Origin of the sequence: Streptomyces sp. NPDC051677 (assembly GCF_044453465.1) — a bacterium.
Taxonomy (GTDB): Bacteria; Actinomycetota; Actinomycetes; order Streptomycetales; family Streptomycetaceae; genus Streptomyces.
In genome coordinates, this window is sequence record NZ_JBITCT010000006.1 from 296,295 (window position 1) to 307,814 (window position 11,520).

10 protein-coding genes and 1 pseudogene are annotated in these 11,520 nt (G+C 69.8%); 9 read left to right on the forward strand and 2 right to left on the reverse strand.

The window, feature by feature from the left end:
• Positions 1 to 95: 95 nt before the first annotated feature.
• The 6 genes from ACIBAF_RS09865 (at position 96) to ACIBAF_RS09890 (ending at position 7,885) form a co-directional block, all read left to right on the forward strand.
• Positions 96 to 2,291, forward strand: a complete 2,196-nt coding sequence (locus ACIBAF_RS09865) for an MMPL family transporter (RefSeq protein WP_399462634.1) — start codon at positions 96 to 98, stop codon at positions 2,289 to 2,291.
• A 156-nt stretch (positions 2,292 to 2,447) separates the two neighbouring features.
• Complete coding sequence (locus ACIBAF_RS09870; protein ID WP_399462635.1) at positions 2,448 to 3,122, forward strand: TetR family transcriptional regulator; 675 nt, start codon at positions 2,448 to 2,450, stop codon at positions 3,120 to 3,122.
• Between the two features lie 1,036 nt (positions 3,123 to 4,158).
• Positions 4,159 to 5,163, forward strand: coding sequence for an aldo/keto reductase (locus ACIBAF_RS09875; protein ID WP_399462636.1), 1,005 nt, complete (start codon positions 4,159 to 4,161; stop codon positions 5,161 to 5,163).
• 33 nt (positions 5,164 to 5,196) lie between these two features.
• Complete coding sequence (locus ACIBAF_RS09880) at positions 5,197 to 5,769, forward strand: TetR/AcrR family transcriptional regulator (protein ID WP_399462637.1); 573 nt, start codon at positions 5,197 to 5,199, stop codon at positions 5,767 to 5,769.
• A 176-nt stretch (positions 5,770 to 5,945) separates the two neighbouring features.
• Positions 5,946 to 7,124 carry an acyl-CoA dehydrogenase family protein gene (locus ACIBAF_RS09885; protein ID WP_399462638.1) on the forward strand — a complete coding sequence of 393 codons (1,179 nt, stop codon included), beginning with the start codon at positions 5,946 to 5,948 and terminating at the stop codon, positions 7,122 to 7,124.
• Positions 7,125 to 7,126: 2 nt separating this feature from the next.
• Positions 7,127 to 7,885, forward strand: coding sequence for an SDR family NAD(P)-dependent oxidoreductase (locus tag ACIBAF_RS09890; protein WP_399462662.1), 759 nt, complete (start codon positions 7,127 to 7,129; stop codon positions 7,883 to 7,885).
• Positions 7,886 to 7,887: 2 nt separating this feature from the next.
• Here the strand turns inward: ACIBAF_RS09890 and ACIBAF_RS09895 are convergent, their stop codons facing one another.
• Together ACIBAF_RS09895 and ACIBAF_RS09900 are read right to left on the reverse strand one after the other, a co-directional pair.
• Positions 7,888 to 8,673: a GntR family transcriptional regulator gene (locus tag ACIBAF_RS09895; protein WP_399462639.1), complete on the reverse strand. Its 786-nt coding sequence runs from the start codon at positions 8,671 to 8,673 to the stop codon at positions 7,888 to 7,890.
• 107 nt (positions 8,674 to 8,780) lie between these two features.
• A pseudogene (locus ACIBAF_RS09900) lies at positions 8,781 to 8,894 on the reverse strand (5-dehydro-2-deoxygluconokinase); the annotation flags it as partial.
• 307 nt (positions 8,895 to 9,201) lie between these two features.
• On the opposite strand from ACIBAF_RS09900, the gene ACIBAF_RS09905 reads away from it, so the two are divergent.
• From ACIBAF_RS09905 to ACIBAF_RS09915, 3 genes are all read left to right on the forward strand, one after another.
• Positions 9,202 to 10,221: a sugar ABC transporter substrate-binding protein gene (locus ACIBAF_RS09905; protein ID WP_399462640.1), complete on the forward strand. Its 1,020-nt coding sequence runs from the start codon at positions 9,202 to 9,204 to the stop codon at positions 10,219 to 10,221.
• A complete protein-coding gene (locus ACIBAF_RS09910; protein ID WP_399462642.1) occupies positions 10,221 to 11,300 on the forward strand; it encodes an ABC transporter permease in 1,080 nt (359 codons plus the stop codon). The genes ACIBAF_RS09905 and ACIBAF_RS09910 overlap by 1 nt, the downstream gene beginning before the upstream one ends.
• A gap of 5 nt (positions 11,301 to 11,305) precedes the next feature.
• A partial coding sequence (locus tag ACIBAF_RS09915; RefSeq protein WP_399462643.1) for an ATP-binding cassette domain-containing protein occupies positions 11,306 to 11,520 on the forward strand: 215 nt, incomplete at its 3' end.

Genomic DNA, 11,520 nt, shown 5'->3' on the forward strand with positions numbered 1-11,520 from the left:
ACATTCTTGCCTCAAGTCAAGCCCGTGGAGACTGAGATGCTCAGCGCACCGCTTTCCCTCGCTCTTCAGAAGATTCCGGAAACAGCATGGGCGGCATGAATTCAATGTTCGAATTCCTTCGTGCCCGTGCCCGCGCGGTTCTGGCCGTCACCGCGCTGTGCGTTCTCCTCTCCGCCCTGATCGCGGCGATGACGTCGGACCGGCTCGTCGCCGGCGGGATGCACCCGGCCTCGGCGGCTTCCGTCGAAGCGGAACGCACGCTGGGCGCGAAGTTCGCCGCCGGCCGCCCCGATGTGATCCTCCTCGTGGAACCCCGCGACAAGAAGGATTCGGTGCGCACACCCGCCGTCGCGACGGCCGGCAAGGCGCTGGCCCGGACGGCACGGCGCACGGCCCCGGCCGACTACGTCTCGTCGTTCTGGGGCGGCGATCCGGCGCTGCGTGCCCGGGACGGCCGAAGCGCCGTGATCGTCGCGAAATTCCGCGGCGGCGAGGAGCAAGTCCGCGAGGCGGTCGAGCGACTGCTGCCTTCCGTCCTCGGCCGGCGCGGTCCGGTCACCGTGTCGGCTGCCGGACCGTCCGCGGTCCTGGACGCGCTTCAGGAGCAGAGCCACCGTGACCTGGTCCGCGCCGAGCTGCTGACCGCCCCCTTGGTACTTCTGCTGCTGATCGTCGTCTTCCGCAGCCTGTTGGCGGCACTGCTTCCCGTCCTGGTGGGTGTGGTGTCCGTGACGGCGACCTCGGCGCTGCTCGGCACACTGGCGACGGTCACGCCCGTCAGCGTCTTCGCACTCAACATCGCCAGCGCCCTCGGCTTCGGTCTGGCCGTCGACTACAGCCTGTTCATGGTGACCCGTTTCCGGAGCGAACTCGACTCCGGCGCCGCCCCGGCCGCGGCGCTGCGGACCACCATGGCCACGGCGGGCCGGACCGTGGCGTACTCGGCCGTGGCGGTGTCGCTGTCCCTGGCCGCGCTGCTCGTCTTCCCCACGATGTTCCTGAGGACGGTGGCCTGCGGCGGAATCATCGTGACCCTGCTGTCCGCGCTGGCCACAGGCGTGGTGCTGCCGGCCGCGCTCGCTCTGCTGGGCCGTCGGCTGCACACCGGAACAGCACCCGGAGCCTCCCTCGGCAACAAGCCGGTCAAGAAGGCCACGAACTGGATCTGGTCCTCCAGCGCCCGGCTCGTACGGCGGGCCCCGGCACTGGTGGCGGTCGCGGTGACGGCCCTCCTCGTGGCCCTGGCCGCCCCGTTTCCTGCGGTGTCGTTCGACTTCCCGGACGACCGGGCACTCCCCGCCGGGAGCGCGGTCAGGGCGGCCTCCGACCGCGTGCGCCAGGACTTCCCCCAGCTTTTCGTGGAGCGGATCGCGGTGGTGCTTCCCGGGGCGGCGGACGGGCAGCGGACCCGGGCCGACACCGAGGAGTACGCGCGCTCCCTCTCCCGTGTCCCCGGGGTACGTCAGGTCGAGGGTGCCGCGGGCGCCTACGCGCGTGGCGAGCGGCAGCGACCGGCGCCGTCCGTCCCCCGCTCCTTCACCAACGGCTCCGACACCTGGCTCGACGTCACGCTGGCCGGCGACCGGTCCGACGGTGACCGGGAGCTGCGCTCGCTGGAAGCGTTGCGTGATGTGCCTGCGCCTGTCCCACCGCTGATGGGTGGTGATGTCAGCCTCCTGGACGACACGAGGAGTGCGCTCGCCGATCGGCTGCCGATCGCTGTCGTATGGGTGGCCCTGTCCATGTTCGTGCTGCTGTTCGCGTTCACCGGCAGCGTACTGGTCCCCCTCAAAGCGCTGCTGCTGACCGGCCTGAGCATGACCGCCGCCCTCGGCGCCATGGTCTACATCTTCCAGGACGGCCATCTACAGGGTCTGGTCGGCTCGTTCACCCCGGTCGGCGCCACCGACATCATGATGCCGATCCTGGTGATCGCCATCGCCTTCGGACTCTCCATGGACTACGAGGTGTTCCTTCTCTCCGCGTTCCGGGAGAGTTACTTCGCCCTGGGGGACAACTCCGCCGCCATCGAGGCCGCGGTGCGGCGCACCGCTCCCCTCATCACCTCGGCTGCCGCTCTGATCATCGTCGTCTTCCTCGGTCAGGCGTCGTCGCCCGTCGTGCCGCTGAAGATCGTCGGCGTCGGCATGGTCGTCACCATCCTGCTGGACGTCACCGTGATCCGCATCCTGCTGGCCCCTGCTCTCATGCACCTGGCCGGCCGGACCAACTGGTGGGCGCCCGCCCCACTGGCCCGCCTGCACGCCCGCTACGGGATCGCCGAGAGCTGACCCGCGCAGCGCCGTCGGACCTGCCACCACCCCGTCACACCCGTGCGCGCCGACCTCACGGCCCTGGACGCCGAAGACGCCGAAGGTCGGCCCGCACCCGGCCGCGTGCCGAAACAGCCGGCGCCTCGCAGGACCCCGTACAGGAAGGGCGCCTCCATGACCAGGCAACAGGCGACGCGCAGGAAGCGCGCGAACGGGGTGGAGTCGCGGCAGCGGATCCTCGACGCGGCAGCGGCGATCTCCGGCGAGCGCGGCTATGAGGGCACGTCCATCGCTGCGGTCAGCGCCCACTGCGGCCTGCCCGCGAGTTCGATCTACTGGCACTTCAAGGACAAGGACGACCTGATCGCCGCGGTCATCGAGCGCAGCTTCGCGACCTGGCCGGCGGCCGTCGAGCTGCCCGGCGAAGAGACGGACACGTCACTGGATCGAGCCAGGGTGATGGCGGCGAACGTGGCGACGTCACTGGTCGAGGCGCCGGACTTCCTGCGCCTCGGTCTCGTGCTCGCGCTGGAGCGGCGGCCCACCGAGTCCCGGGGCCGGACGGCGTTCCTCCAGCTCCGTGCCATCGCCCGTACGAAGATCGCCGAGATGCTCCGGGTCCTGGTCCCGAACCTGGCCGAGGGGGCGGCCGAGATCCTGGCCGACTATGCCGTCGCCGGCGCCGACGGCCTGTTCATCCAGCGGGAGATCGACAACGACGCCGTCGACCTGGTGGCCATGTTCGAACTGCACGCGCAGTCGGTGTTCGAGGCGGTGATCCGGATGGCAGCGAGGAAGGCGGGACGAGCCTCACGGAGCGACAGCGCGAGGAAGCCGCAGTGCTGTTGAGGGATGCCGAGTACCACGCGGCCCCGATCGAAGCGTTGTCGGTCCTGCTGCCCGGCCTCGACCTGGCTTACGCCTACGCGTCCAGTGCGACACCATCGCTTGGTGCCTCGCCGACGTCGCCACCCTCGTCTGCCGGCGGGTCGGCCTGACCACGACCGCCGTGCGTCAGCTTTTCGGCATCGACGAACCCGACCGCGACCACCAGCGGGACGACGTGATCCGCCGCGACGGCACGCCCGCCTCGTGGCGCACCTGTACCGCGGCCGGGGAGACGTCGTCCTCTTCGGCGCATGGACCGGCGCCCGGATCGGCGAGGTCTGCAGCGAGGTCTGCGGACGCCCCGTCGGTGACATCGACACCAACCCAGTGGATCCGGCCCGCGCGGCGTCGGACCACACCGGCACCCGGCGGGCTGACCGACAAAGGCACCAAGGGCAAACGGGCCCTCAAGGCTCCCGTTGTCGTCCCCAAGAACGACCAAAGGCCGGTTTCGGATCTCTCCGAAACCGGCCCTGACCAGCGACTCTCACAAGTCGGGACGACAGGATTTGAACCTGCGACCCCTTGACCCCCAGCCGTTGACGGCCCTGAGAAGGCCATCGACGTTCTTGATCATCAAGGCGCGAAGCGCGCGCTTAGTGGACCTACACGGCCGCTATCCCGCTCCCGAGCGCTTCGTCTGCCACGGTTCGCCGGACACTGGCCAGGCCGCACCGGAGAGATACGTGGGCGCTTCGCCATCAGAGAGTGCGGCCCAGACGATCTTTCCGGCCTCGGACTGCCGGACGCCCCAGTCGTCAGCGAGGGCGCTGATGAGGTGTAGCCCCCGGGATCCGCGATGGATGCGGGGTAGCCACTGGGCAAGCGGGTCTTCAACCTCAATCATGAGGGTGTGCCCAGGCGTCAGGGCGGCTTCGGTGCGTTCGGGGGCAGCTTGGTGCAGTAAGGCCCTTGCCCTGAAGCGCACTTCAAGTTGAAGACTCCCCTTCTAGCCGGAGCGGACGGACCGACTTCGGCCGTACGGGAGGGATCCACCATGAAGTACCGCACCATGGGCGCCGACCCGGCCACCCGCCGCGAGGTCAGCGTCCTCGCGCTCGGGGCGATGCTGTTCGGGTCGGTGACGGACGAGGAGACGTCCTTCGCGATACTCGACCGGTACGTCGAGGCCGGCGGGAACTTCGTCGACACGTCCGACAACTACGCCTTCTGGGTCGACGGCGGCCAGGGCGGTCAGAGCGAGGAACTGCTCGGCCGGTGGCGGCGCAGCCGGGGCGTCGGAGACGAGATCGTCGTCGCGACCAAGCTCGGCGCCCGCCCCCTCGCCCCGGGCACCAGCTACACCGACAACCCGGAGGGCCTCTCGGCGAAGGTGATCCGCGAATCCGCCGAACGCAGCCGGGAGAGGCTCGGCGTCGAGAGGCTGGACCTGCTCTACGCGCACATCGACGACCACACCGTCCCGCAGCGCGAGACCGTCGAGGCGTTCGGGGAGCTCGTCGCCGAGGGCACGGTCGGTCTGCTCGGGGTGAGCAACCAGGCCATGTGGCGCGTGGAGCGGGCCCGCGCGCTCGCCGCCGCGGCCGGACTGCCCGGCTACGAGGTGCTCCAGTACCAGCACAGCCACCTGCGTCCACGCACCGACATCCCCGACGACCTCTTTCCGGACGGGACCCTCGGACACGCCGGCCCCGAACTCCTCGGCTATCTGCGGGCGGAGCCCGGCCTGACCCTCGTCGCGTACTCGCCGCTGCTCAAGGGCGCCTACGCCCGCCAGGACCGGCCCCTGCCGCCGGACTACGACCACCCGGGCACCCCGGCCCGGCTCGCCGTGCTGCGCGAGGTCGCGGCGGAGACCGGCGCGAGCGTCAACCAGGTCGTGCTGGCCTGGCAGTCGGGCGGCGCGCTGCCGATCGTCTCGCTGGCCGGAGCGTCGTCGGTGGCGCAGCTGGAGGAGAACCTGGCCGCCCTCGACCTGGAACTGACCGAGGACCAGCGCGCCCGGCTGGACGCGGCGCACTCGCGGCGACCGGGGGAGTGACCCGGGAGTAACCGGGGAGGCTAGGCTGGGATCATGCCGTCCCCCCGCCGCACCGCCAGACAGGCCGACCTGCTGGAACGTCTCGTCACGCTGCTGACGGCGGAGGGCTTCTCGGACCTCACGCTGGACGACCTCGCCGAGCGGCTGCGCTGCTCCAAGACGACCCTGTACCAGCTCGCCCGCAGCAAGCAGGGGCTGGTCGTGGAGGCGGTCAAGCACTACTTCCGCGGGGCGACCGAGGCCGTCGAGAAGCGGGTGGCGCAGACCGTCGACCCCTCGGACCGGGTCCGCGTGTACCTGACCGCCGTGGCCGAACAGCTGCGCCCGCTCTCGCGCCGGTTCCTCGACGACGTGGCGGACTTCCCGCCCGCCCGCGAGGTGTACGAGGCCAACACGCGGATGGCCGCGGAGCGGGTGCGCCGGCTGATCGCGGAGGGCGTCTCGGACGGCGCCTTCCGCGAGGTGCACACCGCTTTCGTCGGCGAGGTCGCCGCCGCGACCATGCGGCAGATCCAGCAGGGCGAGCTCCAGGCGCGCACCGGGCTGTCCGACGCGGAGGCGTACGAACAGCTCGCCTCACTGATCGTGCACGCCGTTTCCTCCTGACACCTGACACCTGACACCTGACACCTGACACCCGGCGGCCGGCCGGTTGTGGAGGTGCTGTCCCCCGGTGTCCTCGCGTACTGTGAATGATACTTTCGTACGCACTCCAGTATCGTTTCCCGTATCATTCGCAGTGTCGTTCCCGTACTCACCCGTACTCCTACGTGGAGGTCACCATGCCTGCCACTCGCGCCCTGCCGACCGAGGAAGCCGTCGAGCTCATCCAGCTCACCCGCACCCTCGCCGCCAAGGAACTCGCCCCCCGGGTCGCCGACGCGGAGGCCGACGGAGCGTTCCCCAGGGACGTCTTCCGCACCCTCGGGCGCAGCGGCCTGCTCGGTCTGCCCTTCGCCGAGGAGGACGGCGGGGCGGACCAGCCCTACGAGGTCTACCTCCAGGTGCTGGAGGAGGTCGCCGCGGTCTGGTCGAGCGTCGCCGTGGGCATCTCGGTGCATGCCCTGTCCTGCTTCCCGCTGGCCCGCTTCGGCACCGAGGAGCAGCGGCGCAGGTGGCTGCCCGACATGCTCGCCGGTGAGCTGCTCGGCGCGTACTGCCTGTCCGAGCCGCACGCCGGCTCCGACCCGGCGGCCATGCTCACCCGCGCGGTCCGCGACGGCGACAGCTACGTCCTGAACGGCGCCAAGGCCTGGACCACGCACGGCGGTTACGCCGACTTCTACACGGTCATGGCCCGCACCTCCGACGACCGCGCCCACGGCATCTCCTGCTTCCTGGTCCCGGCCGACACCCCGGGACTCAGCGCCGACCCGCCGGAGCGGAAGATGGGTCTGACGGGCTCGGCGACCGCCACCATGCGCCTGGAGGACGTCAGGGTGCCCGTGGAGCGGCGGATAGGGCAGGAGGGGCAGGGTTTGAAGATCGCGCTCGCCTCGCTCGACTGCGGCCGACTGGGCATCTCCGCCGTCGCCACCGGCCTCGCCCAGGGCGCCCTCGACCACGCGGTGCGCTACGCCCGCGAGCGGGAGACCTTCGGCAAGCCGATCATCGAGCACCAGGGCCTGGCGTTCGTGCTCGCCGACATGGGCGCCGCGATCGAGTCGGCGCGGGCCACCGCGCTGTCCGCCGCCCGGTTGAAGGACCTCGGCCTGCCCTTCACACGGGAGGCGTCGATCGCCAAACTCGTGGCCACGGACAATGCCATGAAGGTGACCACGGACGCGGTGCAGGTCCTCGGGGGGTACGGATACACCCGTGACTTCCCCGTGGAGCGCTATATGCGCGAGGCCAAGGTCATGCAGATCTTCGAAGGAACCAACCAGATCCAGCGCATGATCATCTCCCGTGCGCTGGACCGTGACGAGGGCGGTGTGCTCACCGTCCTCGGCAAGGAGTGATGATGCAGCTCGAGAACACCGCCGCCCTTGTCACCGGCGGTGCGTCCGGCCTCGGCGCGGCCACCGCGAAGGCGCTCGCGGAGCGCGGCGCCCGGGTCTTCGCCCTCGACCTCAAGGACGGCATCGACAAGGCGCCCGAGGTGCCGGGCGTGACCTATGTGCCCGCCGACGTCACCGACCCCGAACAGGTGGGCGCGGCCGTCGCGACGGCGGCCGGCTCCGGCGTCCCCCTGCGGACGGTGGTCAACTGCGCGGGCATCGGACCGTCGGCGCGGATCCTGGGCAAGAAGGGCGTCCACGACCTGACCCTGTACGCCAAGGTGATCCAGATCAACCTGATCGGCACGTTCAACGTGCTCGCGCTCGCCTCGGAGGCCATCGCCGCGACGGAGGCCGACGCGGACGGGCAGCGGGGCGTCATCGTCAACACCGCCTCCGTCGCCGCGTACGACGGCCAGATCGGCCAGGCCGCCTACTCGTCCTCCAAGGGCGGCGTCGTCGGCCTCACCCTGCCCGCCGCCCGCGACCTCGCGCAGTACGGCATCCGGGTGTGCACCATCGCCCCGGGCATCGTGGAGACGCCGATGCTGGCCACGGTGTCGGAGGAGTTCCGGGCCGGCCTCGCGGCGGGCGTGCCCTTCCCGCGGCGCCTGGCCCGGCCCGAGGAGTACGCGCAGCTCGCCCTGACGATCGTCGACCACGACTACCTCAACGGCGAGACGATCCGCATGGACGGCGCCCTGCGCATGGCGCCCCGCTAGCCCTAGGGTCTGACCAGCAGTTGGAAGTCGAACGCGTAGCGGGACGCGCGGTAGATGTGGGTTCCGTACTCGACCGGTCGGCCGGTGTCGTCGTAGGCCGTGCGCTGCATGGTGAGCAGGGCCGCCCCCTCCTTCTCCGTGAGGAGGGCGGCCTCCTCGGCGGTGGCGGAGCGGGCGCCGATGGTCTGGCGGGCGCTGTGCAGGGTGATGCCCGCGGAGCGCAGCAGCCGGTACAGGCCGGTCGACTCCAGGCGCTCGGTGTCGAGGTCCAGGAGGGCCGGGGGCAGGTAGTTGCACAGGAACGCCACCGGCTCGCCGTGGGTGGCGCGCAGCCGCTCCAGGCGCGTGACCTCGCTGCCCTCCGCGATGCCGAGCGCGGCTGCCACGTCGGCGGTCGCCGGCACGTGTTCGTTGCGGACGACGTGCGTGGTGGGCCCCTGTCCGGCCGCCTCCAGGTCGTCGTAGAGGCTGGACAGTTCCAGCGGCCGTTTCACCTGGCTGTGCACGACCTGCGTGCCGACTCCCCGCCGCCGTACCAGCAGGCCCTTGTCGACGAGTGACTGGATGGCCTGGCGGACGGTCGGGCGGGACAGGCCCAGACGGGTCGACAGGTCGATCTCGTTGCCCAGGAGGTTGCCGGGGGCGAGCGCGCCGTGCTCGATGGCCGCCTCCAGCTGCTGGGCGAGCTGGTAGTAGAGGGGCACCGGGCTGGTGCGGTCCAGCGCGAAGTGCAGCGCGTCGAGCGCGGAGCCGGGCACGGCACGGGAGCGGTCGCCGGTCTTCGCCATCGGGCGCCTCCTCGGGTCGGTGGGGTGGGGGAGCGGACGGAAGCCGGGTCGGCGGCGCCCGAGGAGTTCCCAGACCTCCGCCTCACTGGGCGTCACCTCGGCGCGAAGAACTTTTCGAACATCTCGACTCGCGCGAGGGGTACACCCGTTCGCGGGGGGTAGAGATCGACCCCGATGCGACCCATCATGATCAGGTCCAGGGGCTCGACCGGCTCTGCCATGCGCGACGCTCCTCACGATGATCGGGGGTACGGCGTCTCCCAGGTGTAGGTCCCGGGGGCCCGCAATGTCAAGGGTTTGTTCTTACATTCGGACCTGCTTGTGAAATGATGTCTTAACAAAGTATTGACAGTGGGCTCGTCAAGGGATTGGATCCGGTCCCAGCAGTGCATGAGCCGGATCCGCGATTCCTGAACAGTCGCGGACCTGGTTCCCTGGCCCCAATCTGAGTAGAAACGGGTCCCGGATCCTCGCGATCGCCTTCCCTTTCCCGTCGTTTTCCCCGTAGCACAGTGAGGTGCAGGAAAGATGGACAGCTCTTCCCCCTCCCGCTCGCGCAGAATCGCCCCGGTCGTGGCCATGGCCGCGGCGGTGGCCCTGACCCTCGCAGGCTGCTCCAGCAGCTCCGGCGGAAAGAAGTCCGAGGAGAGCGCGGGCGGCGCCTCCGCGGGCAAGGCGAGCACACCGCAGATGACCGTCGCCCTGGTGACCCACCAGTCGCCCGGCGACACCTTCTGGGACATCGTCCGCAAGGGCGCCGAGGCCGCCGCGGCCAAGGACAACGTCAAGCTGGTCTACTCCGCCGACCCGAGCGCGGGCGGCCAGGCCAACCTGGTGCAGAACGCCATCGACCAGAAGGTCGACGGCATCGCCGTCACCCTCGCCAAGCCCGACGCCCTCAAGGACGTCATAGCCAAGGCGACGGCCGCGAAGATACCCGTGGTCGGTCTCAACTCCGGTGTGAGCGAGTGGAAGAAGCTCGGCCTGCTGGAGTTCTTCGGGCAGGACGAGACGGTCGCCGGCGAGGCCCTCGGCAACAAGCTGAACTCGCTCGGCTCCAAGAAGGCCGTCTGTGTCATCCAGGAGCAGGGCAACATCGGCCTCACCCAGCGCTGTGACGGCGTGAAGAAGACGTTCTCCGGTTCCATCGAGAACCTCTACGTCAACGGCACCGACATGCCCTCGGTGAAGTCGACGATCACCGCCAAGCTCAGCCAGGACAAGGCCGTCGACCACGTCGTCACGCTCGGCGCCCCCATCGCGCTGACCGCCGCGCAGTCGGTGTCCGACGCCGGCAGCAAGGCGAAGATCGCCACCTTCGACCTCAACAAGGACCTGACCGGCGCCATCAGCAAGGGCACCGTCGAGCTGGCGGTCGATCAGCAGCCGTATCTGCAGGGCTACCTGGCGATCGACTCGCTGTGGCTCTACAAGAACAACGGCAACTACATGGGCGGCGGCGAGCAGCCGGTGCTGACCGGCCCGGCCTTCGTGGACAAGTCCAACGTCGACGCGGTGGCCGCGTACGCCGCGAAGGGCACCCGGTGATGAGCATGACTCAGCATGCCGAGCCGGCGGTGAGCAAGACACCGCCGGCCCCCGGCCGCAAGGAGAGCGACGGCCGGACCTCGCAACGCCCGCTGGCTCTGCGCCTGTTGGCCCGCCCCGAAGTGGGTGTCTTCCTCGGCGCGGTCGCGGTGTACGTGTTCTTCCTCGCCTCGGCGCCGCCGGTGCGCGAGGCCAGCGCGATGGCCAACATCCTGTACCAGTCGTCGACCATCGGGATCATGGCCCTGCCGGTCGCGCTGCTGATGATCGGCGGCGAGTTCGACCTCTCGGCCGGTGTCGCCGTGATCACCTCGGCGCTCACCGCGAGCATGCTCAGCTACCAGCTCACCATGAACGTCTGGGTGGGCGTGGTCGTCGCGCTCCTGGTCTCCCTCGCCATCGGCTTCTTCAACGGCTGGATGGTCGTGAAGACCGGTCTGCCCAGCTTCCTGATCACCCTGGGCACGTTCCTGATCCTGCAGGGCGTCAACCTCGCCGTGACCAAGCTGGTCACCACCAACGTCGCCACCGACGACATCAGCGACATGGACGGCTTCGGCCAGGCGAAGAAGATCTTCGCCTCGTCGTTCGACATCGGCGGCGTCCAGGTGAAGATCACCATCTTCTACTGGCTGGTCTTCGCGGCCATCGCCACCTGGGTGCTGCTGCGGACCAGGTACGGCAACTGGATCTTCGCGGTCGGCGGCAACAAGGAGAGCGCCCGGGCGGTCGGCGTGCCCGTGACGTTCACCAAGATCTCGCTGTTCATGCTGGTCGGCTTCGGCGCCTGGTTCGTCGGCATGCACCAGCTGTTCACGTTCAACACCGTGCAGTCCGGCGAGGGCGTCGGCCAGGAGCTGATCTACATCTCCGCGGCCGTCATCGGCGGCTGTCTGCTCACCGGCGGCGCCGGCTCCGCGATCGGCCCGGTCTTCGGCGCGTTCATGTTCGGCATGGTGCAGCAGGGCATCGTCTACGCCGGCTGGAACCCCGACTGGTTCAAGGCCTTCCTCGGCGTGATGCTCCTCGGCGCCGTCCTGATCAATCTGTGGGTCAGCCGCACGGCGACCCGGAGGTGACCCGAATGACCACTGGCAACGGAACCGGCACGCACGGCGCGATCATCGCGGACACCGTCCCCGAGGACGACGACCGCGCGCTCGTCGAGCTGCGCAACGCCGGCAAGTCCTACGGCAACATCCGCGCCCTGCACGGCGTCGACCTGACGGTGCACCCCGGCAAGGTGACCTGCGTCCTGGGCGACAACGGCGCCGGCAAGTCCACCCTGATCAAGATCGT

Bases quoted from the DNA above. Each gene is read 5' to 3' on its own strand.
- ACIBAF_RS09895 (WP_399462639.1), bottom strand. From the start codon at position 8,673: ATGGCGAAGACCGGCGACCGCTCCCGTGCCGTGCCCGGCTCCGCGCTC.
- ACIBAF_RS09870 (WP_399462635.1), top strand. From the start codon at position 2,448: ATGACCAGGCAACAGGCGACGCGCAGGAAGCGCGCGAACGGGGTGGAG.
- ACIBAF_RS09890 (WP_399462662.1), top strand. From the start codon at position 7,127: ATGCAGCTCGAGAACACCGCCGCCCTTGTCACCGGCGGTGCGTCCGGC.
- ACIBAF_RS09910 (WP_399462642.1), top strand. From the start codon at position 10,221: ATGAGCATGACTCAGCATGCCGAGCCGGCGGTGAGCAAGACACCGCCG.
- ACIBAF_RS09885 (WP_399462638.1), top strand. From the start codon at position 5,946: ATGCCTGCCACTCGCGCCCTGCCGACCGAGGAAGCCGTCGAGCTCATC.
- ACIBAF_RS09880 (WP_399462637.1), top strand. From the start codon at position 5,197: ATGCCGTCCCCCCGCCGCACCGCCAGACAGGCCGACCTGCTGGAACGT.
- ACIBAF_RS09865 (WP_399462634.1), top strand. From the start codon at position 96: ATGAATTCAATGTTCGAATTCCTTCGTGCCCGTGCCCGCGCGGTTCTG.
- ACIBAF_RS09905 (WP_399462640.1), top strand. From the start codon at position 9,202: ATGGACAGCTCTTCCCCCTCCCGCTCGCGCAGAATCGCCCCGGTCGTG.
- ACIBAF_RS09875 (WP_399462636.1), top strand. From the start codon at position 4,159: ATGAAGTACCGCACCATGGGCGCCGACCCGGCCACCCGCCGCGAGGTC.